The organism is Streptomyces sp. NPDC054849 (assembly GCF_053610945.1).
Genome location: NZ_JBSGZI010000017.1, coordinates 37,708 through 58,026, shown reverse-complemented (window position 1 = coordinate 58,026; position 20,319 = coordinate 37,708). Strand labels below are relative to the sequence as shown.

At 71.2% G+C, this 20,319-nt stretch carries 22 protein-coding genes and 4 pseudogenes; 15 read left to right on the top strand and 11 right to left on the bottom strand.

Features of this window, described 5'->3' with window-relative positions; all coding sequences use genetic code 11:
• Positions 1–37 precede the first annotated feature (37 nt).
• The 6 genes from ACWGIF_RS10790 to ACWGIF_RS10765 all read left to right on the top strand — a co-directional run bounded on the left by ACWGIF_RS10790 (position 38) and on the right by ACWGIF_RS10765 (position 3,645).
• Positions 38–292, top strand: a complete 255-nt coding sequence (locus ACWGIF_RS10790; protein ID WP_453494184.1) for an acyl carrier protein — start codon at positions 38–40, stop codon at positions 290–292.
• Position 293: 1 nt separating this feature from the next.
• On the top strand, positions 294–773 hold the full coding sequence (locus tag ACWGIF_RS10785; RefSeq protein ID WP_453494181.1) for an SRPBCC family protein: 480 nt from the start codon (positions 294–296) through the stop codon (positions 771–773).
• Between the two features lie 29 nt (positions 774–802).
• Positions 803–1,135, top strand: a complete 333-nt coding sequence (locus tag ACWGIF_RS10780) for a TcmI family type II polyketide cyclase (protein WP_453494307.1) — start codon at positions 803–805, stop codon at positions 1,133–1,135.
• Positions 1,136–1,321: 186 nt separating this feature from the next.
• Positions 1,322–1,954, top strand: coding sequence for an NADPH-dependent FMN reductase (locus tag ACWGIF_RS10775; protein WP_453494304.1), 633 nt, complete (start codon positions 1,322–1,324; stop codon positions 1,952–1,954).
• A gap of 64 nt (positions 1,955–2,018) precedes the next feature.
• Positions 2,019–2,948 (top strand): MurR/RpiR family transcriptional regulator, encoded by a 930-nt coding sequence (locus ACWGIF_RS10770; protein ID WP_453494178.1) that lies wholly within the window; start codon positions 2,019–2,021, stop codon positions 2,946–2,948.
• A 310-nt stretch (positions 2,949–3,258) separates the two neighbouring features.
• Positions 3,259–3,645 carry a hypothetical protein gene (locus ACWGIF_RS10765; protein ID WP_453494301.1) on the top strand — a complete coding sequence of 129 codons (387 nt, stop codon included), beginning with the start codon at positions 3,259–3,261 and terminating at the stop codon, positions 3,643–3,645.
• Between the two features lie 131 nt (positions 3,646–3,776).
• On the opposite strand, the gene ACWGIF_RS10760 is transcribed toward ACWGIF_RS10765, so the two are convergent.
• Positions 3,777–4,151 (bottom strand): toxin Doc, encoded by a 375-nt coding sequence (locus tag ACWGIF_RS10760; RefSeq protein WP_453494175.1) that lies wholly within the window; start codon positions 4,149–4,151, stop codon positions 3,777–3,779.
• Positions 4,152–4,423: 272 nt separating this feature from the next.
• Here ACWGIF_RS10760 and ACWGIF_RS10755 point away from each other — a divergent pair, with 272 nt between their 5' ends.
• From ACWGIF_RS10755 to ACWGIF_RS10740, 4 genes are all read left to right on the top strand, one after another.
• On the top strand, positions 4,424–4,930 hold the full coding sequence (locus tag ACWGIF_RS10755; protein ID WP_453494172.1) for a hypothetical protein: 507 nt from the start codon (positions 4,424–4,426) through the stop codon (positions 4,928–4,930).
• A gap of 44 nt (positions 4,931–4,974) precedes the next feature.
• The gene (locus ACWGIF_RS10750; protein ID WP_453494169.1) at positions 4,975–5,223 is read left to right on the top strand and encodes a hypothetical protein; all 249 of its coding nucleotides are present in this window, start codon (positions 4,975–4,977) and stop codon (positions 5,221–5,223) included.
• Between the two features lie 116 nt (positions 5,224–5,339).
• Positions 5,340–6,029 carry an SRPBCC family protein gene (locus ACWGIF_RS10745; protein ID WP_453494166.1) on the top strand — a complete coding sequence of 230 codons (690 nt, stop codon included), beginning with the start codon at positions 5,340–5,342 and terminating at the stop codon, positions 6,027–6,029.
• Between the two features lie 330 nt (positions 6,030–6,359).
• Complete coding sequence (locus ACWGIF_RS10740; protein ID WP_453494163.1) at positions 6,360–6,875, top strand: hypothetical protein; 516 nt, start codon at positions 6,360–6,362, stop codon at positions 6,873–6,875.
• A gap of 616 nt (positions 6,876–7,491) precedes the next feature.
• On the opposite strand, the gene ACWGIF_RS10735 is transcribed toward ACWGIF_RS10740, so the two are convergent.
• The 5 genes and pseudogenes from ACWGIF_RS10735 to ACWGIF_RS10715 form a co-directional block, all read right to left on the bottom strand.
• Positions 7,492–7,788, bottom strand: coding sequence for an SHOCT domain-containing protein (locus ACWGIF_RS10735; RefSeq protein ID WP_453494160.1), 297 nt, complete (start codon positions 7,786–7,788; stop codon positions 7,492–7,494).
• 214 nt (positions 7,789–8,002) lie between these two features.
• Positions 8,003–8,669: pseudogene (locus tag ACWGIF_RS10730) on the bottom strand (response regulator).
• Positions 8,666–9,870 (bottom strand): annotated as a pseudogene (locus tag ACWGIF_RS10725) (sensor histidine kinase). The pseudogenes ACWGIF_RS10730 and ACWGIF_RS10725 overlap by 4 nt, the downstream one beginning before the upstream one ends.
• 172 nt (positions 9,871–10,042) lie before the next feature.
• Complete coding sequence (locus tag ACWGIF_RS10720; protein WP_453494157.1) at positions 10,043–11,560, bottom strand: UDP-N-acetylmuramoyl-L-alanyl-D-glutamate--2,6-diaminopimelate ligase; 1,518 nt, start codon at positions 11,558–11,560, stop codon at positions 10,043–10,045.
• A 267-nt stretch (positions 11,561–11,827) separates the two neighbouring features.
• On the bottom strand, positions 11,828–11,965 hold the full coding sequence (locus ACWGIF_RS10715; protein ID WP_453494154.1) for a hypothetical protein: 138 nt from the start codon (positions 11,963–11,965) through the stop codon (positions 11,828–11,830).
• A gap of 100 nt (positions 11,966–12,065) precedes the next feature.
• Here ACWGIF_RS10715 and ACWGIF_RS10710 point away from each other — a divergent pair, with 100 nt between their 5' ends.
• On the top strand, positions 12,066–13,004 hold the full coding sequence (locus ACWGIF_RS10710; protein ID WP_453494152.1) for an aldo/keto reductase: 939 nt from the start codon (positions 12,066–12,068) through the stop codon (positions 13,002–13,004).
• Positions 13,005–13,178: 174 nt separating this feature from the next.
• On the opposite strand, the gene ACWGIF_RS10705 is transcribed toward ACWGIF_RS10710, so the two are convergent.
• Positions 13,179–13,667 (bottom strand): hypothetical protein, encoded by a 489-nt coding sequence (locus ACWGIF_RS10705; RefSeq protein WP_453494298.1) that lies wholly within the window; start codon positions 13,665–13,667, stop codon positions 13,179–13,181.
• Positions 13,668–14,069: 402 nt separating this feature from the next.
• A pseudogene (locus ACWGIF_RS10700) lies at positions 14,070–14,477 on the bottom strand (MarR family winged helix-turn-helix transcriptional regulator); the annotation flags it as partial.
• Between the two features lie 220 nt (positions 14,478–14,697).
• On the opposite strand from ACWGIF_RS10700, the gene ACWGIF_RS10695 reads away from it, so the two are divergent.
• Entirely contained in the window at positions 14,698–15,828 is a 1,131-nt protein-coding gene (locus ACWGIF_RS10695; protein ID WP_453494149.1) for an NADH:flavin oxidoreductase, read from the top strand.
• Positions 15,829–16,071: 243 nt separating this feature from the next.
• Positions 16,072–16,563: a hypothetical protein gene (locus ACWGIF_RS10690; RefSeq protein WP_453494146.1), complete on the top strand. Its 492-nt coding sequence runs from the start codon at positions 16,072–16,074 to the stop codon at positions 16,561–16,563.
• A gap of 127 nt (positions 16,564–16,690) precedes the next feature.
• Here the strand turns inward: ACWGIF_RS10690 and ACWGIF_RS10685 are convergent, their stop codons facing one another.
• From ACWGIF_RS10685 to ACWGIF_RS10675, 3 genes and pseudogenes are all read right to left on the bottom strand, one after another.
• Positions 16,691–17,197, bottom strand: coding sequence for a transposase (locus ACWGIF_RS10685; protein WP_453494295.1), 507 nt, complete (start codon positions 17,195–17,197; stop codon positions 16,691–16,693).
• Positions 17,198–17,758: 561 nt separating this feature from the next.
• Positions 17,759–18,322, bottom strand: a complete 564-nt coding sequence (locus ACWGIF_RS10680; protein WP_453494143.1) for a hypothetical protein — start codon at positions 18,320–18,322, stop codon at positions 17,759–17,761.
• Between the two features lie 94 nt (positions 18,323–18,416).
• Positions 18,417–19,013 (bottom strand): annotated as a pseudogene (locus ACWGIF_RS10675) (nuclear transport factor 2 family protein); the annotation flags it as partial.
• Here ACWGIF_RS10675 and ACWGIF_RS10670 point away from each other — a divergent pair.
• Together ACWGIF_RS10670 and ACWGIF_RS10665 are read left to right on the top strand one after the other, a co-directional pair.
• Positions 18,981–19,355 (top strand): alpha/beta hydrolase, encoded by a 375-nt coding sequence (locus tag ACWGIF_RS10670; protein WP_453494140.1) that lies wholly within the window; start codon positions 18,981–18,983, stop codon positions 19,353–19,355. The pseudogene ACWGIF_RS10675 and the gene ACWGIF_RS10670 overlap by 33 nt on opposite strands.
• A complete protein-coding gene (locus ACWGIF_RS10665) occupies positions 19,352–20,161 on the top strand; it encodes an MBL fold metallo-hydrolase (RefSeq protein ID WP_453494137.1) in 810 nt (269 codons plus the stop codon). Before ACWGIF_RS10670 ends, ACWGIF_RS10665 begins: the two co-directional genes overlap by 4 nt.
• The last annotated feature ends 158 nt before the right edge of the window (positions 20,162–20,319 follow it).

Here is a 20,319-nt window from a genome sequence, read left to right as displayed (position 1 = left end):
GACCCGTCGCAGTCCCCTCGCAGGAAGGAGAACCCGCATGTCCGACCGACTGACCCTGGAGGAGCTGGCGGCGCTGATGAAGACCGCCGGCATCACCGTCGACCCGGCCGAGATGGCGCGCCGTCCCGACTCGGCCTTCGACGAGTACGGCCTCGATTCGCTGGGCCTGCTCGGCATCGTCGGTGAACTGGAGAACCGGCGCGGGCGGGCACTGCCCACCGACGCCGACCGCTGCAAGACCCCCGGGGAATTCCTCGACCTCGTCAACAACAGCCTGATGACCGGAGCTTGAGATGCCAGGACACACCGAGAACGAGATCACCGTCAACGCGCCCGTGGACGTCGTGTGGGAGATGACCAACGACCTCGCGAGCTGGCCGCAGCTGTTCAGCGAATACGCGTCGCTCGAGATCCTCGAGCAGGAGGGGGACACCACCCGGTTCCGCCTCACCATGCACCCCGACGAGAACGGCAAGGTGTGGAGCTGGGTCTCGGAGCGCACGGTCGACCGCAAGTCCCTCTCGGTCCGGGCCCGGCGGGTGGAAACCGGCCCGTTCGCGCACATGGACATCCACTGGCAGTACTTCAAGGTGCCCGGTGGCACCCGGATGAAGTGGACCCAGGACTTCGCGATGAAGCCGGACGCGCCGGTGGACGACGCGTGGATGACCGACAACATCAACCGCAACTCCCCAATCCAGATGGCGCTCATCCGGGACAAGATCGAGCAGCGCGAGCGCGAGAACCGCACTCCCGCCGTCAGCCGTCTCTGAAGCGAAAGGCAGCCACCCGGATGAACCAGATGCACCGCGCCCTCATCGTCGCCCGCATGGCGCCGGGGTCGGCCCCCGACATCGCCGAGCTCTTCGCGACCTCGGATGCGGGGGAACTGCCGCACCTGGTAGGGGTCTCGCGCCGCAGTCTGTTCCAGTTCGGCGACGTCTACATGCACCTGATCGAGGCGGACCGGCCGCCCGGCCCGGCCATCGCGAAGGTCACCGAACACCCGGAGTTCCGGGACCTCAGCGACCGGCTCACCGCCTACATCAGCCCGCACAACCCGGAGACCTGGCGCAGCCCGAAGGACGCCATGGCCCACGAGTTCTACCGCTGGGAGAACCCCGGCGCGAAGTGACCCGCGGCCCGGACGGGACCCGCACACCGGAGTGTGCGGGTCCCGCCGTGCGTGGCCCGCCCACCGCAGGTTCCTTGCACGTGCCCGACAGCGCAGAGAGCAGGAGACGGCATGAACCCGACAGACAACGACCACTTCCCGGCGGATCCGGCGCGGCCGCACGACGACGTGCGCGCCCGTGCATCCCTGCGCGCACTCGTCCTGTCCGGCTCCTCGCGCACCGGATCGGTCAACGCCCGCCTCGCGGCCCTGGTCGCCGCCCAGGTGGTCAGGGCCGGCGCCGAGGCCGACGCCGCCACGCTGGGCGACTTCCCGATGCCCCCGTACGACGGCGACGCGGAGGCCGGCGAGGGGCTGCCGAAGGGCGCCCTGGACCTCTGCCGGCGGATCGAGGACGCGCAGGCGCTGATCATCGCCTCGCCCGAGTACAACGCCTCCGTCCCGGGCGTGCTGAAGAACGCCATCGACTGGGTCTCCCGCTACCGCCCGCAGCCCTTCAAGGACAAGCAGACCCTGCTCGTGTCGGCCTCGCCCTCGATGGTCGGCGGCAACCGCGGACTCTGGGCCCTGCGCGTACCGCTGGAACACCTCGGCGCCCGCGTCTACCCCGACATGTTCAGCCTCGCCAACGCCCACCACGCGTTCACCGAGGACAGCGCACTCGCCGACGCTGCCCTCGGCGAGCGGCTCACCGCGACGATCGGCTCCTTCCTCGACCTCGCCGAGGCCGACACCCGCTACCTGTGCCTCCAGCGCCGCTGGTACGAGTTCCTGGGCGACAGCACCGACGCCCCGGTGACCGCCCGCGCCCAGGACTGATCATCATCGGCCACAGGGCGTGAGCTATGTTGGAGCGCGAGTGACGTGAGAAGGAGGCCCTCCGGTGTCATCGGGGCAGCGGGCACGCGCACAGGCGGCTGCGATCAAGCCGAGCGGCCAGCCGAGCGGTCAGTCGTCCGAAGAGGTCCGCCCTCCGGCCGACCGGCTCCTCGCGCTCTTCGACGGCCGCCGCCTGTCCCCGGGCCAGCGCCGCATCGCCCAGTACCTGATCGACCATCTCACCGAAGCCGCGTTCCTCTCGATCACCGAGCTCGCCGAACGGGTGGGCGTGAGCCAGCCCTCCGTCACCCGGTTCGCCGCCTCCCTCGGCTTCAGCGGCTACCCCGCCCTGCGCGACGTGCTCCAGCCGATCGCGCTGAGCGCGGTCGCCGGCGCCACGGACACCCGCGAGCAGATCCGCCGCAACGAGCTGCAGGCGGCCGTCGACGCCGAGATCGACAACCTGGAGAACGTGCGTCGGCTGCTCGCCGACACCAACCAGGTGCTGGACATCGGCCGCGAACTGGCCGCCTCGGTGCCCCTGACCGTCCTCGGCCTGCGGATCTCGGTCTCTTTGGCGGAGTACTTCGCCTACGCCGCCCGGCGCATCCACCCCGACGTCCGCCTGGTGACCCGCGGCGGCAGCGTCGCCTTCGACGCACTGCTCCAGTCCAGAGCGGCCGGCGGCACCTGGGTGCTCGCGTTCGCCATGCCGCGGCACGCCAAGGAGACCCTGGCCGCCATCCGGGCAGCCCGCAGCACGGGGCTGCGTGTGGTCCTGATCACGGATCCCACGCTGGGGCCGCTGGTGGACGAGGCGGACGTGGCCTTGACGGCGGGGACCGGATCCCGCCTGGTGTTCGACTCGTACGCGGCGCCCGGGATGCTGTCCGCGGCGCTGTTGCAGGCGATGGCCGACGCGGACCCCGAGCGGACGCAGGCGCGCCTGGAGGACTACGAGCACGTGGCCGATCAGCACGGCTTCTTCCTGTAGGCCTTCCCGCCCACTTCACCAGGAGATATTCAGTCGTCGAGGTGCATGAAATTTTTCATACTCTTGCTTACTCGACGGTATATATGTTTACTGGCGACGGCGCTCCTGATCCACCAGATGCCAAGGAGGACGACCCCACGTCCTCTCGAACGTACGCGCGGCACGACGAACCTCCTCACGTCGCGACCGCGTGTCGAGTCCAGGCTTTCGGATCCTGCAGAGCGCCCATGGCGGCCTCGGTCAACCCCTGGGCCGAGGCCGCCCCCAGAACGTCTCGATCAGAGTTCGACACCACTCGGAAGTGACGAGAATGCCCCAGACGGCCACGTTTACGCTCAGCCCGGACTGGCCCATGCAGGTCAAGGCGCCCGGGACGCACGACTGGGAACGCACGGCCACCCGCTGGCTGCGGGACCTCCTCCCGGCCCGTTACGGCGGCTACCTCACGCTGACCCGCCACCATGCGCTCCTGGCCCGGCACGTCCAGCTCCAGCTGCAGCACGAGATGCGCGCGGTGCGGACGGCTCTGCAGACCAGCCGCGCGGAGCTGCCCACGATGGGCATAGCCGAGTCGGTCATCGAGAACTCGATCAAGATGTACGCGGTGGAGCTGGAACAGCTCAGCCGCCTCTCCCGCGGCGCGCGACTCGTCTCGGACGCGCTCCTCGTGGGCACCCCCGCCCAGCGCCGGCGCTGAGGGCGCGGGCGAGCGCTGAGGGCGCGGGGGGACGGCGTGGGCGGCGCGGCGACGTGGGCGGCGCGGCGACGTGGGCGGCGCGATGGTGCGGGCGGCATGGCGGTGCAGGCGGCACGGCGGTGCGGGCGGTCCTATGCGGGCTGCCAGGAGCGGAGTCTGGCGGCCACGTCGAAGACCCTGACGCGCAGCATGCGGATGTCGGTGATGAGGTCGCGCCAGTGCTCGTACGAGGCCTCCACCGCCTTGCCGGAGGCCTCGATGTACGCGACGGCCACCCCGTAGGCGAAGTACTCGTTGGAGTCGGGGAGCGGCCGCAGCAGGACGATCGCATCGAGCAGGGCGGCCGCACGCCAGTAGGCGTCGGGGTCGTCCACCTCCAGGCTGGGCGTGTTCACCCGGTGCCGGGCGACGGCGGCGACCAGAGCGGAGTGGTCGGCCACCTCCACGTCCTTGAACAGCCCCTCCTGCCGCTCCAGCAGCCAGCGGTGATCGATGTGCAGTTCCACGCGTCCGAGTATCCCCGCCCGAGGCCCGGCCGGGGGGCGTTTCGGGCCGGGCGGGACGCCCGGGAGGTGCGACTCAGGCCATATGCGGCCGGGGCGGTCCGGGCCGGTCACGGATCCAAGCCGCAGAAGGGCGGGGCGAGTTGGCCCCGGATGCCGGGAGAGGGGTCCTGGGCTGGGCGGAAGGCCCCGAATCTGACCCGCGCAGGGGTGTTCCGCCGGAGACGCTTTGCCTCCTACGGTCTGTGCACCACAGTTCCGGACCAGGAGGCAGCGTGAAGCGCGAGATCGACATCGACCAGCTGGTGACGGCGATGAAGGCGGTCGACGAGGCGGGGCGGCTCTTCGAGGAGGCGCACGCCGTGTACGAGGCGCGCGGCCTCAAGCGGAACAGCGACGACTTCAAGGTGGCCGGCGGTTCCGTCCAGACGCTGCAGGGCGCCGAGGAGATGGCACTCGGCACCCGCAAGTTCCTCACCGAACTCGCACTGATCGCCGGCTACGCGGCCGCCGGCCTCGAGGACCGCGTGAGCGGAAGATCGGCGACGGCCCGGGCCGGTTTCACCGGCCTCTCCGGCGGAGGGGCCCGGATGGCCCGCCCCCTGCTCGAGCCGACCCTGCGGGGACTGCGGCTCCTGCTGGCCGTCGACTTCTTCGAGCCCGCGTTCAAGGCCGAGATAGAGGAGGTCGTGCAGGCGGAGAAGGCGACTTACCCCGACCCCTCGATGTTCCGCATTCCGGCCGCGCCGGACCGTGCCGCCACCATCGGCCGTACGCCCTGAGCTCCCGGGGTGCCGGGCCGGGCCGACGGAGCGAGGCTGGGGGTATGCACCATGCGCCCGTCGTCGTGCACCGGATCTTCCCGTCGGGAGGCCGTCTGGTGACCCTGCGGACCCCGAGCGGAGAAGAGTCCCTCGGCCTCGCCCGCTCCGACGAGGACGTCATCGAGTTCCTGCGGCGGGCCGGCATGCCGGACCCCGACGACGTGGTCCTCAGCGGCGTAGAGCTGGTGGAGTGGGAGTGGGACACCCCTCACGTGTACGAGGCGGACCCGCCGACCGACGACCTCCCCTGACGGCCGACGCGCCCTATGCCGACGGCCGAGCCCCGGCGGCGGTGACGGGAACCGGGCCAAGGCGGACAAGGACCCGGCCGAATGGCTCCCCGACCACCACCTACCACTGCAGGCGCGTGACCGGCTGGGTCGAGGCCAAACTCCGCTGGGGCCGGGCCGCCGACGCCAGCTCGGCCATGACCACCTCGACGTGGGGACCTGCGCTGGACGCGAACGTGGCGGCCCTACGGACACACAATGCAGTGACCTCGGCCGAGGAGCACGACGAGCAGTACAAAAGCACGTTGTCCCGAACGAAAAGAATGATGCGCACCATGAAATACACCGTCGCCATCGAGATCGCCCTGCCGCGGGAGAAGGTGGTCCAGCTGCTCGCCGACCCGGCACACCTGCCGAAATGGCTGCGGGGCCTGGTGGTGCACGAGCCGCTGAGTGGGGAGCACGGGCAGCTCGGCACCACGTCGCGGGTCGTGATGCAGATGGGCCAGCGGAGGATCGAGTGCACCGAGACCATCACACGCCGGGAACCGGCAGACCTGCGCGAGATCCCGAAAACGAGCGTCGTTCACTTCGACCGCGAGATCGTCGGCGAGGGCATGTGGAGCGCCGTGCGCGACCGACTGACCGAGGCCGGCCCGGAAACGACGCTCTGGGAGAGCGAAAACGAATACCGGTTCAGCGGCTTTCTGATGAAGCTGGTGGGACTTCTGATGCCGGGCGCCTTCCGCAAGCAGTCGCGACAGCACATGCAGGACTTCAAGGCGTTTGCCGAGCAGGGAAAGGACGTCCGCGAGGCGACGTGCTGAGCTGCCGTGGCGGGGCGTCCGGCGTCTGACGACGTGGCGTGTTGATCTTCCCTTCGTTCGTAGATGACCCGACCGCTGGGGCAAGCTCCACCGGCGCTGTCTGGAGATGTCCGTTGCCGAAGGCGGCGAGGCCGGCGCTGCGGCGCGCGAAACGCTCCGCAGCCATCCAGGCATCTGTCCGGAGTGGGCGCGGCGTTCGGGAGCGGAACGGCCGCGGCGGCAGCCGCCTGAGGTGCGGCCGTGCCCCAGGCCTGGGCGGGCAGGGCGGCAGGAAACAGGGGCGGGGTGCCGAGGGGCTCGCGGGCAGCCCGCGTCGCATCAGGTTAATCGTTGATCGCTGCCGTCCGTGAACAGGACGAAGCTGCCCGTTTTCTCGCTTGGCCGGGTGACTTCGACCTGGACCGAGGCGACCATGTCGAAGAAGTCCACCTCGCCTCGGGCGCCGCGCTCGAGGGTTTCGCCGGCGACGGCGCCGGAGGCACGTACTTCTTCTGCGGTGAAGGTGGCGAGGACCGTCCCATCCTCTATGCCGACTCCGTAGGAGGTGCGGCTCTGGTTGCGATCGGCCTGCCCGAGCTCCTGCGGCTGCTGCTGGTCGCCCCATGGTGGCGCGACTGCCAGGCGTTCACGGACGAGGAGAGTCGCGGGCTCGTGGCCGAGTACCTGGAGGACATGCCGGATCTCGTGGCCCGGAGAGACCGTGCCGCGGCAGCCCTGGGCCTCGACCTGCCGGCCCAGGCAGAGGTCTTGGCCCGCTTGCGGGAGGTAGCTGTTCGGATGGGAGAGAAGTTCGTCCTCATCTTCACGCCGGAGGGCCACCCCTACGAGCCTCTCATCAGGAACTGAGACGCACCGCGGCAGCAAGCACGCGCCGTCCAGGCAACAGGGAGAGCCCACGGTGAGACCGCGCTGAGGTGGTAGGACGCCAAAAGTTGGGTGGTCGCGGATGAGGGCCCACAGGACGTCGAGGCGGCGGCTGATGGCGCTGCCCCGACCTCGGTGGCGCCCCCACCAGCCGTCCGCCACCACGGCAGCCCCACCAGGCCGGGTTTACTGGACCGTTTCTTCGAGGCGTTCGTCAAGGGCGGCTGGACCATCGAGTCGACCATGGCGGGCGGCGACGTCGCCCGGAGCAAGGCCACAGTCGACCTCCACTCCTGGACCATCGAATGGGGCGGCAAGGCGGGCCCCTGGCAGGGCGGCTACCGGTTGCACGGGAGCGGGGTCCTGGCGATCGAGACCCACGAAGGCCCGGCGGCACTCACCCGGGAGCAGGGCACCCAGGCCCACACGGTCCCGCACCAGGACCGCGGGCGACGGCCGGCGACTCTCGGTCACCTTCGCGCACGACAGGCTGACCGTCCGCCACATCGAGCCCTCGGGCAGCACCACCACCCACGTCTGCACCCGCGTCTGCACCCAGGCCTGAGCCCGGAAGGCGCCGGCCCGGGGATGACGCCGCTCAGGACGCACCGTCCTTCGGGCGGCCGAACTGCTCCTCCAGGACGGACAGCCGCCGCCAGTACTCGTCCTCGTCGATCTCACCGGAGGCGAAGCGCCGCCCGAGGATCGCGATCGGCGAGTGCCCGCCGTACGCCTCCCCGCGGTTCTGCCACGGCGCTCGGCGGCCGTGCCACACGGTGCGCCGCAGCACGGTGACGGCGCCGACGACGACCGCCGCCCAGATCAGCGGGAAGAGCAGGATCCACGGGCCGGGCCCCTCGTGGGCGAGGGCGGTGAGGGTGGTGAGGGTGTTCATCTCGGTTCATCTCCTCGGAAAGAGTGGTGTGTCGTCTCTCTCCAAGACTGGCCGCGGGAGGGCGCCGGGTCGTCGTACAGCCGGCTGCACCGCGCCTGCTTCCGCGGGAGTACGGGGACGGGCGCGACGGCGGACGTCAGCCGAGCCAGCCCGGCACGGGCGGCGACAGTGGATGTCAGCCGAGCCAGCCCGGCACGGGCGGCGACAGTGGATGTCAGCCGATCCAGCCGGGCCGGACCAGCCCCGACTCGTAGGCCAGGACGACCAGCTGGGCGCGGTCCCGGGCAGCGAGCTTGACCATGGACCGGCTGACGTGCGTCTTGGCGGTGAGCGGGCTGACGACCAGGCGGCGGGCGATCTCCTCGTTGGACAGGCCCATGCCCACCAGCGCCACCACCTCCCGTTCGCGGACGGTGAGCCGGTCCAGGCCCGCCGCTCCGGCGGGCCGTTTGGAGCGGGCCGCGAACTCCGCGATCAGGCGGCGTGTGACGCCCGGGGACAACAGCGCGTCGCCCGCGACCACCGCCCGGACCGCGCGCAGCAGCTCCTCCGGCTCGGTGTCCTTGACCAGGAAGCCGGGGGGCGCCGGACCGGATCGCCTCGAAGACGTACTCGTCGAGCTCGAAGGTGGTGAGCATGACCACGCGCACGGCGGCCAGCGACCTGTCCTCGGTGATCGTGCGGGTGGCGGCGAGCCGGTCCCGCACCGGCATCCGGATGTCCATGAGCACGACGTCGGGGCGCAGCTCCCGCATGAGCCGCACGGCCTGATCGCCGTCGGCGGCCTCGCCCGCCACCTCGATGTCGGGCTGGGCGTCGAGCAGCGCCCGGAACCCGGCCCGCACGAGCATCTGGTCGTCGGCGAGCAGCACGCGGATCACGGATCCTCCTCGAACGCGGCGGCCTTGAGCGGGAGCCTCGCCATCACGCGGAAGCCGCCGCCCGGACGTGGTCCCGCCTCGACGGAGCCGCCCAGGGCCATGGCCCGCTCGCGCATCCCGACGAGCCCGTTGCCACGGCCGCCCGAGGCGCCGCCGGTGGCCGGACCGTCGTCGTCCACTTGCAGCTCCACGGCGTGCGCCTGCCAGGTGAGGAGGACGCGGGCGGTGCGCGAACCGGAGTGCCGCACCACGTTGGTGAGTGCCTCCTGCACGATGCGGAAGGCGGCGAGGTCCACACCGGGAGCCAGCGTCCGGGCCTTCCCTTCGGCCGCGATCTCCACGCCGAGCCCGGCCGCTGCCGCCTGCTCTACGAGCTCGGGGAGGCGGTCGAGACCGGGCGCGGGGGTGCGTGGCGCCTCACCGGGGGAGCGTAGGGTGTCCAGGACCTGCCGGACCTCGCCCAGCGCCTCCCTGCTCGCCTCCTTGATGGTGGTGAGCGCCGTACGGGCCTGCCCGGGATCGGAGTCGAGCAGCGCCAGCCCGACCCCCGCCTGGACGTTGATCAGCGAGATGCTGTGGGCGAGCACGTCGTGCAGTTCACGGGCGATCCGCAGCCGCTCCTCGTCCACCCGGCGTATGTCGGCCGCCACCCGCTCGGCCCGCTCACGGGCCCACTGCTCCCGGCGTACCCGGACCAGCTCGGAGACGGCGAGGATCGCGAGCACCCATGCGGTGATGCCCGCTTCCCGGGGCCAGGGGGTCGGTCCGTCCCCGGCGGGCGGCAGCCATCGGTACAGCCAGTGGCCGGTGAGCAGATGGCCGGTCCAGAGGAGGCCGATGGCCCCCCAGGCCGCCCGGCGTGTCCGGCGACGACCGCGGCGAAGCAGGCCACGGCCAGGCTGAGGAAGACAGGCCCGTACGGATACCCGGCTGCGACGTAGACCAGGGTGACGACGCCGACTCCGTATGCCACGGCCACCGGATACCGGTACCGCACGACGAGCAGTGCCGGCCCGAGCAGCAGCAGGAGCCGCGCGAAGCCGTCGAGTGCCACCCGCCCGCTCTGCGTCTGGGCGGCCCATCCCGCGCCGATTTGCGCGATGACGGCGACGAGCAGCGCCGAGCGCCAGGCCGGGCCCCGCCCGGTCCGCTCCACCCATTGCCGCCACGGGGGACCCGGGCGCTCGCGCAGCTCTTCCATACAGCCACGCTAGTCCGCGCCCCCTCTCACCCGCGTCACTCCGGCGTAGCGTGTGAGGCGTACTCCCCACGTAGTACGCGGACCGGACGGGTCGTACGCGTACCGGGCCTTCCGGGCAGTACGCGTACCGGGCCCTTCCGGCCGGGCGGGCGTCTTCGCGCAGGCCGACGCCCTACGAACAGATCACGGGCACGGGCCGAACGGCGGCCTGGACCGCGGCGAGCTCGCGCACCGTGGCCATGTCGCTGAAGGGGAGCAGCTCCTCCCCGACGATCTGATAGGGCTCACTGCCCTTCCCGGCGATCAGGACGATGTCCTCGGGGCCCGCGGCCGACAGGGCGAACTCGATCGCCCGGCGTCGGTCGGCGAAGCGTTCGAAGGGGGTGCCGGTCGCCGCGAGGCCGGGCGCGACCTGGTCCAGGATGGCCTCGGGATCCTCGTTGCGAGGATTGTCCGAGGTGAGGACACAGAGGTCGGAATGGGTTCCGGCGATCCTCCCCATGTCGGCCCGCTTGGTGGTGTCCCGGTCGCCGCCGCAGCCGAACACGGTGACGACCCGGCCGCGCGCGAAGCCGCGGATCGTCGTCAGAACCTTCTCCAGGGAGTCCGGCGAGTGGGCGTAGTCCACGATCACGGAGGTGCCGAGCGGCGTCCGGAAGCGCTCGAACCGGCCCGGTACGGGAGGCATCCGGTCGAGCGCGGCGACCAGGGCGCCCAGATCGTGGCCCAGGACGTGACAGGCCGCGACGGTGGCCAGGGCGTTGGCCACCGAGAACCTGCCGGGGACGGGGATCGACGCCGGATACGCGCGCCCGCCGTGATGGAGGGTGAACCGCGTCCCGGCGGCACTCACGGCGAGGTCGGTGGCCCGGTAGTCCGCCGGGGCGTCGAGTGCGTACGTGGTCACCGCCCCGGGCATCATCGACCGGATCCCGGCGCCCACCGGGTCGTCGGCGTTGACCACGGCGTGCCGGCACAGGCCCTGGAACAGCCGGAGCTTGGCGTCCCGGTAGTTCGCCATCGTGCCGTGGTCGTCCAGATGGTCCTGCGTCAGATTCGTGAAGACGCCGACGTCGATGAAGGTACGGTCCACCCGGTGCGTCAGCAGGGCCATCGAGGTGGCCTCCAGCACCACGCTGCCGACGCCGCGGTCGCGCATGTGACCCAGCAGGTACTGCAGGTCCGGGGACTCCGGCGTGGTCAGCACCGAGCGCGGCATCGGGATCTGCTCGTCGCCGATCCGGCTGCCGGCGGTGCCGATGACCCCCACCTTCGCGCCCTCGGAGATCCGCAGGGCGGACTCGACCATGTACGACACCGAGGTCTTGCCGTTGGTGCCGGTGATCGCCACCATGTCCATCTGCCGCCCGGGCTCGCCGAAATAGCGCGAGGTCACGATCGCGGCCGCCTTCCGGATGTCGGGCACCCGTACGGCGCACGCGCCCGGCGGCCACACCGACGCCGGAAGGGCCGGCTCGCTGCCGTCGACGAGCACCGCGGCCGCTCCGCGCGCGAGTGCCGGCGACACGGAGTCCGGTCCCCCCTCCCGGTGGCCGGGTACGGCGATGAACAGCGAGCCGGGCATCACCCGGTCGGCGTCGAACGTGGTGCCCGCGGTGATCGACGTCGTCTTCGGGTCACCCCGGAGTACGTGGTGCTCCTGGCCGGCCAGCAACTCGCTCAACTTCACAATGATCCCTTCGAGGTGGCTCGGCCCGGGCGTGCGGCCGTAGCCAGGCGGCAGCGCCGGCGGCATGCCGGGAAGCTGCGGTGGTGACGTGGAGCGGGGCGGACCGTCGCCCGGTGGGAACGGGGCGAGGCGGTTCGGCCCGGCCGGAGAGCATTGACGGGCGAGAGCCCGGCGATCGAGACCCCTGACGGGTGGAGAGCCCTGTCGGGTGGAGAGCGCTGACGGGTCGCGCGAAGCAGCAGAGCGGCCGGCGGGGAGGGGGAAGCGCTAGCCGTGGCCGTGCAAGGCGATACGGCGGGTCTCGGGCGCCTCGGAGTCAGCCGCGAGGGCCGGGCCGACGGCGGCCGGGCGCACGACGGAGGCGGCCTGCTGCAGGCACTGCCGTGTCGAACCCGTGCGACCCATGGCCCGAGTGTACGGCCGATCGGCGGGCGCGAAGCCCGCGTCGGAGACGATCAGGACACCCCCTAGGGTGAGGGGCGTGGTGACGAACGGGAGTACGAGCATGAGTGGCGACCGGGTGCTGTACGGATGCATGGGGCTGGGCGGCAGCTGGGAGCCCGGTGCATACGAGCCCGGCGACATCGACGAGGCGGAAGCGGCGATCAACGCCGCCCTCGACAGCGGGATCACCACCTTCGACCACGCCGACATCTACCGGCACGGGAAGGCCGAGGCCGTGTTCGGCGAGGTGCTCGCGCGGACGCCTGGGCTGCGCGAACGCATCACGCTCCAGACGAAGTGCGGAATCCGGCTGGGCGACGCGGACCGCCCGGGGATCTACGACCTGCGCGGCGAGAGCATCACGCGGCGCGTGGAGGAGAGCCTGACCCGGCTGCGGACCGACGTGATCGACGTCCTCCTGCTGCACCGCCCCGATCCGCTGGCGGACGTGGACGCGACCGCGGCGGCGCTGACCTCCCTGCACCGGCAGGGCCTCGTACGCAGCTTCGGGGTGTCCAACATGGGCGCCGCGCAGATCGCCCACCTCCAGGCCCGTCTCGACGTCCCGCTGGTGGCGAACCAGTTGGAGATGAGCTTGCACAGCCGCGCCTGGGTCGAGGCCGGCGTGCTGCTCAACACCCCCGCATCCGTGGGCAACGCGTTCCCGTTCGGGACGCTGGAGCACTGCCGCGACCACGGCATACGCCTCCAGGCCTGGGGCGCCCTGGCACAGGGCCGTTTCACCGGGCGCCAGCAGACACCGGCCGAACGGGGCACCGCGCAGCTGCTGGCCGAGCTGGCCCGGCGGAAGGGCACGACGCCCGAATCGGTCCTGCTGTGGTGGCTGATGCGGCACCCCGCCGCCATCGCGCCCGTCATCGGCACGGCCCGCCCCGACCGGATCCGCGCCTGCCGCGACGCGGTGCTGCGGGAGCCCGACCTCACGCACGAGGAGTGGTACGAGCTCTGGATCACGGCCCGCGGTGTCCCGCTGCCCTGATCCACCGCTGCAACGCGCGGGCCGACCCCACCGGGGCCGCCCTGCCGGCCCCGCGGCGGCCACCCTCACGAGGGCCTGCCTGCAGGCCGGCCGGGTCCCCTGGTCGAGGTCAACAAGGCGTGCCGCATGACGACTTGCGCGCACCAGGATGATCAATCCTACGGGGCGGGGCGCTCAGTCATCGGCGACCTGCAAGGCCAGCGCGAAGTGCTCACCGTCCGTTCCTGCGAGCAGGCTGTCGAACAGCGGGGTAAGCCCGTTCACGGCCCCGCACCCGGCGTCGTGGTTGGTCCACCAGGTGGCCTCCGGTCCGAGCAGGGACACCACCCGGTCCGCCGCGCGCTCGGCGGCCTCGATGGGCAGGTGTCGATGGTTCGGCCAGACCAGGTCGACGGCCGCGACCCGGACCAGGAACGCGGCGGCCCCGTGCGTTTCCACCGGTTCCAGTGCGGCGCAGATCTCGGGGGCGGACGGCGGGGCATACCCGCGCAGGAAGCGCCGCCAGGCCTCGTCCACCGCGACCACGGCCAGCAGCGTGCGGATCTGGGCCGCCAGCTCTGGCAGGTCGGGGTCCGGCTCGGTGAACCGCCCGGTCGCCACGTACACCCGCATCGGCGTTGACAGCTCTGCCATGCCGGCTTCCAGCTCGGTCAGGACCCCCATGGACGTCACCACTGGATCCTGCCGTACGTTCCCGCACGCTCCTCGACTCGTACCCGGGCCAACCCAAGCGTTCAGCCGCATGTGCGGTGACCGAGCGCGCCACCTGGCCCGGACGGCCACACCCATGCTCAGCGCCAGCCGCCAGCCGCCAGCCGCTGGCCGCCAGCCGACCGGGGCCCGGCGGCTCGCCGGATCCGGGCGCCGCCCGATGCACGGACGTCTCCCGGGGGCGGGCCGCAGGCTTTCTTACGGCGCGGAAGTCGCGGAGGTTGCGGACGTCGCGGGATTCGCGGAATTCGCCGGAGTCCCGGGTGTCTGCGGAGCAGGAGCCGGGGGAGCAGGAGCCGGGGATTCGTGTGGGGCCGGCGGGTGGGATGCGGCGCGCGTGTCGTCTTCCTCCGTGCGCGGCCAGTACCGTCCTTCGAGGGCCTCGGCGCTGCGGTTGAGCCGGACCAGGGCGTCCTCCAGCTCCCGTACTTCCTCAGGGGACCAGCCGGCGACCACCCGGGCCAGGCAGGACCGGTTGACCTCACGGTCTTCGGCGAGCCGGCGCCCGCCTTCAACGGTGATGCGCAGCTTGCGGGCCATGCCGCCTTCCGGGTCCGCGACGCGCTCGGCCAGTCCGCAGCGCAGCAGCGCGGCCGTCTGGCGGTTCACGGTCGAGGTGTCGAGCCCGAAGGCGTCCGCCAACTGACCGATGGTCATGGGGCCTTGTGTGTCGATCCGGCTGAGCAGCAGGTACGCCGACCGCTCCAGGCGTTCGGGGTCGCGCTCGCGCCGGGCAAGCACCTGATGCCGCGAGAGCAGCATCAGCTCCCGCTCCAATTTCTCCAGCACTGCGCCTCCCGCTCCTTCCGGCGCTTCATTATCGCGGATCGGTGAACCCGGGGACCGGCCGACCCCTGCACGGCTCGACCCGCGGGCGGCGCCGCACGACGGCCGGCGCGGCGATATGCATGATACATAACATGTGTACTATGCACTCCTGGTTGTCACCCGACGAGCCACAGCCTCAACCCGGAGGACCCGCATGACTGTCACCACGTCCACCGCCTCCCGCGCGGCCGAGATCCTGTCCCGGCCCGTCAAGCTGAACGGCCTGACCATCCCCAACCGCATCGCGATGGCGCCGATGACGCGGATGTTCTCCCCCGGCGGCGTGCCCGGCGAGGACGTGCAGGCGTACTACGCCAGCCGGGCCGCCGCGGGGGTGGGCTTGATCGTCACCGAGGGCACCTACGTCGGTCACGACTCCGCCGGGCAGAGCGACCGGGTGCCGCGGTTCCACGGCGAGGACCAGCTGGCGGGGTGGGCGAAGGTCGCCGCGGCCGTGCACGAGGCGGGCGGCACGATCGTGCCTCAGCTGTGGCACATAGGCATGGTGCGCAAGCAGGGCGAGGCACCGTATGCCGACGCCCCCGCCGTCGGCCCCTCCGGCATCCGCGTCGACGGCACCGAGGGGACCGGCAAGGCGATGACGCGCACCGACCTCGACGACGTCATCGGCGCGTTCGCCGACGCCGCCGCGGAGGCCGAGCGGATCGGCTTCGACGGCGTCGAACTGCACGGCGCTCACGGCTACCTGCTCGACCAGTTCCTGTGGGAGCGGACCAACCGCCGCACCGACGCCTACGGCGGCAACGCGGTGGCCCGTACGAAGTTCGCCGAGGAGATCGTGGCCGCGGTCCGCGAGCGCGTCGCGGCCGACTTCCCCGTGATCTTCCGCTACTCGCAGTGGAAGCAGGAGGCCTACGACGCCCGGCTCGCGCAGAACCCGGAGGAGCTGGAGGCGATCTTGGCCCCGCTGGCGGCGGCGGGCGTCGACGCGTTCCACGCCTCCACCCGGCGCTACTGGCTCCCGGAGTTCGAGGGCTCGGACCTGAATCTGGCGGGCTGGACCAAGAAGCTCACCGGCCGGCCGGCCATCACCGTCGGCTCGGTCGGCCTCGACGGCGACTTCATCCGTGCCTTCGTCGGCGAGGGTGCGGCGCTCGGAGACATCGACAACCTCCTGGACCGTATGGAACGCGACGAGTTCGACATGGTCGCCGTCGGCCGGGCGCTGCTCCAGGACCCGCAGTGGGCGGCGAAGGTCCTCGGCAACCGCTTCGACGAGCTGAAGCCGTACGACGCGGCGGCGCTCAGGTCGCTCAGCCGGTAGCCGCAAGCCGGCAACCCCTTCGGACGGCCGGCCCGAGGACGCCCCGCGACATCGGTCCGCCGAGGTCACGGGGCGTTCGCGCTCCGGACGGAAACCGCGAGGCCTCGCCGGTGCCACCCATCGCCAATGGCGGAAACCTGTCAACGGTTGCGATCTTCACCAGAGGCCTTAATTCCCCAGGTCCTGGCTGTGTGAGCCACTAGGTTGGTGTGCGTGGAGACGCGGGGGCAGAGGTATCGGTATGTGGGTCCGACTGAGCTGAAGGCGCTCGTCCGGGCGGGTGGTGATGGTCGGAGCATCCGCTCGGCGGCGGACTTCACCGACTGGGTCTCGGCACTGACCCTGGACGAGTTGGCCGAGCCGTTCACGTTCGTCGTCGATGACGGCGGGGTGCTGAGACTGGCTCCGCGCCGCAGCGAGCACGTGGTGTGTGCCGGCGGCGGAGAGGTACTGAGCGCCGGCGAGATGGGCTTCCGTGAGGAGTCCGGGCGGTGGGTGGTCGAGGAGGTCAGCAACCAGTCGACCGGCTACTGCCCGGACATCAGCTCATGGCCGGCCGTGGCCGAGGCTCTGGATCGGATCGGGTTCCATCGACCGTCCGGGTTCACGCACGAGGTGGTCTTTCGCCGATGCCGCTCCTGCCGGGAGCGCAACATCGTGCGGGAGGAGGACTTCGTATGCGTCTTCTGCGGCGAGGACCTGCCGCGGGCTTGGAACGTCAGGGAGCCCGGGTGACTGGTCAGACCGCGAAGATCGCATCGCGTTGCGAGTGCGGCAGCATGGCGGTGCGACAGGTGAATCAGTTCATCCTTCAGGATGAGTTGTGGTGGGACTCGGAGTTCTCTTGCGGGTCCTGTAACACCTACCTGTGCGAACACGCTGGTCCGGGACCAGCGCCTGATGATGTTCGGGCGGCTCTGCTCGCAGCGCACGGGTCCGTCAGGCTGCGGTTGCTCGGTTCGGCTCCCAGTCTCGTCCCAGCTTTGAAGGTCTTTCGGGAGGTCTCAGCGGCCTCGTTGTCGCGGGCTCGTGAACTGGTCGGGGAACTGAGCCACGATGGTCTGGTGGGGACGTTGTCGGAGATGGAGTTCCTGAAGGCCCGGCTGCAGATGCGTGGAGTTCCCGTCGACGTCGATCGATAGCTGGCCTTGCGCAGGCGGGCGGCCTGCCTGTCGGTCTTCTCCGGGATGGTGTGCCGGATGCCCCGACGGCGCAGGTACTGGCGGCAGGGTGCGTTGCTGTAGGCCTTGTCCGCCGCGAGGCTGTCGGGCTTCTTGCGGGTTCGGACCGGACCCGGCTTCGGAACGCGGATCTTCTCCAGTACCGGCTCGAACTGGGTGCAGTCAGCCCGCTGACCTGGTGTGACGATCAGGGACAGCGGGCGGCACGGAGTAGTCGCATGGCCCGTCGGCGGGTCTCGCCGGTGCGGCGCCGGACGGGGCTCTTCAGCCGGTCCGGCAGCACCGCACCCGCACCTCGGCCCGGAAGCTTTTCTCCACCGCCGTCACCCCACCCGCCCTTCACGCCCCCGCCGGTCCAGGCACCCCGCGCATCGCTCCTCGGTAGCAGCTGCAGGGGGCGCAAGCCAGTGGCGGCCTCGGTGTCCCCCACTCCCGCTCCTCACGCGATCCCTGGGCCCAGCCGGTCTCCTCCCCGGGTCAGGGAGGAAGACGCCCAAGAAGTCGTCCAGTTCGAAAAAGGGATACCACTGGGCAAGACACTTGAAATCGGCAGGCGGGACGGTGCCCAGGACATCCTCGGCCGCGGTCCAGTCGAACGTGGCAGGCTCCCGCCGACGGCGATCCACCAGCCCCGGTACGGCACGCGCACCCTGCCATACCGCTCCGACGAACACGCAAGCAAGGAAAATAGCCCGGAGAGACCTGGACGAGCCAGCGGAGAACCACGTCGTCGAGAGCAACCGGCGGCTTCACCGCCGGGACGTGCCGAGGGTCTGGTCAGCCGTCTCGAAGCGGTGCTCCGTTGGTTGCAGCACTTCGTAGAGGTGGCCGAAGTACTGCGTATCCGCCGTTCCTGTGAGTACTGCCTGCAGGAACGCCAAGCACCCCACGTCGTGGTGCTCCCATAGGGGTCCGCGTCCCTCGTTGTAGAGCACGGTCCACTCGTCTGGGGGCTGATCGGGCCGCGCCAGCCAGTACAGGAACGCCCCCGTGCCCTCCTCGAAGGCCCACGGCAGGACCCGCGCCCCAGCCTCCAGCAGGCCGGAAGGCTTCGCCTCGAACTCCCACAGGCCGGCCAAGATCTCGTCCCGTTCCGTCGTCTGCGCGTGGAGGTCGCAGTCGCTGTAGGCGGAGTCCGGGACGAGCAGCCAGATCGTTTCGTCGAAGATGCCGGCGCCGTACGTCTCGACGAGCAGTTTGTAATCCGCAGGCAGAGGAGCACCCAGGGCGCGCTCTGTCTGCGCCCAGTCCACCTCGGGCGGCGGTTCGGCGGGCGGTGGGCAGAGGCGGACGAGGGCATCGAGGGTGATCACGGATCGGACGCTACTGGAACCCCAGCCGGTGCCCGTGGGTGGGTTGGCAAGGAGGGCGGGAACCCGCATCGGCTCTGGCCCAGGTGCCCGTCGCTCACACCCTCGCCGAGGACGCCGCCACATACTCCGGCTCGAGCGCCGCGTCGTGCTCCACCTCGCCCAGGCGGTCCGGCAGGCCGAAGAGTGGGAAGAAGCGGTCGGTGTCGCGGTAGGCCGTGATGCCGCTGATCCGGTCGTCACGGAGCTCGAAGACCTGGAGGGCCCAGGGCACGTAGCCGGCGCCGTCCGCGTGAGGGCGGTACTGGCCGAAGCCCGGGGAGCCGTTCGCCACGGTCGGGACCAGACGCGAGCCGCGGCAACCGATCGCGGGGCCGGTGAGCCACGCATGGATGTCGGGGGCACCGCGCATCCACTTCGCGTACGGGGGCAGGCACAACGTGGCGTCGACGTGGAGAAGCATGGTCAGCTCCTCCATGTCGTACCGGGAGAAGGCCGTGGCGTACCGCTCGGCCAGCACCCGGCGGACGCTGTCGTCGGACGGCCGGACGGCCGGACGGCCGGACGGCCGGGCGGCTGGCCCGGCCGCCGCGTGGCGGCGGTCGGCCAGCGTGGCTCGGGCCCGCTGCAGGGAGCTGTTGGCTGATGCGATGGTGCAGCTGTGCAGGTCGGCGACCTCGCGCTCCGAGGACCCGCCTGGGAAGCGGCCGTGGAGGCGGGGGTCCGCCCGGTCTTCGGCGTCGACGTGGCGTCGCTCCCTGACCACGAGGCCCTGGGGGACCGCGCCCGCCTGGTGGCCGTGGAACAGGGCGGCCACGGGCTTCACCTCGGCAACGGCAACGCCTGCGGTGACCGTGCCGTCACCGTGGTCCTCACGACCGGCCGGCGCCCGGCCCGCGACACGGAATGCACGGACTGCACGACTGAGGAGGCGGGAATCCGCGCGGGTACCGCCTCCCGCGCGCGTGCGCAACCCGACGGCGCCACGATGGAGGGAGAACCCGTACCTCGCAGGGCTGTGGAGATGACGCCATGAGCACGCACAAGGTGGGACCCGACGTCACCGTTCTGGCGGATTGCCTGGAGGTACCCGGCCTCGGCTTCCTCCCGGTCAACGCGTTCGTGCTGCACGCCGAGCAGCCGGTGGTCGTCGACACCGGCCTCGGACTGCCCGACCGGAACTTCCTCGACACCCTCGGTTCCGTGGTCGACCCCGCCGACGTGCGGTGGATCTGGCTGACCCACCCGGACCGCGACCACACGGGCGGCCTCTTCGATCTGCTCGACGCCGCTCCCGGGGCGCGTCTGATCACCACCTTCCTGGGCGCCGGGATCATGTCCACGGAGCGGCCGCTGCCCCTGGACCGGCTGTACTTCCTCAACCCTGGCCAGACCCTGGAAGTCGGCGACCGTACGCTGCACGCCTTCCGGCCGCCGCTCTTCGACAATCCGGCGACCGTCGCCTTCTACGACGACCGTTCGCGGACCTGCTTCAGTTCCGACTGCTTCGGCGGGGTCATGCCCAGCGCGGACACCGCCATGAGCACCGACGTGGGGGCGGTGCCGGCCGAGGAACTGAGAGCCACCCAGCGGTTCTGGGCCAGCGTGGACAGCCCGTGGGTTCAACTGGTGGATCCGGACAGGTTCCTGACCACCGTGGACCCGCTGCGGTCGATGGACCCGCAGACCATCCTGTGCACGCACCTGCCGCCGGCGGTGGGCCTGACCACCCAGTTCATCGACACCATCGCCGCGGTCCCGGGCCTCGACCCGTTCACGGGGCCGGACCAGGCCGCGCTGGAACAGATGCTCGCGAGCTTCGAACCCGGAGGGTCTGCATAGCCTCGGGCGTACCGTGCAGGCGTGGACGACGACCGAGTACCGTGCGGCCGGCGGCGCACCCTCCGCCCGGTGCGGGCTCCGTCAGTTTCCCGGCCCTGCGCAACCCCTACGGCTCGCCCCTCTCGCCCGGCTGACGGGCTGACGGCGAACACGGCCGC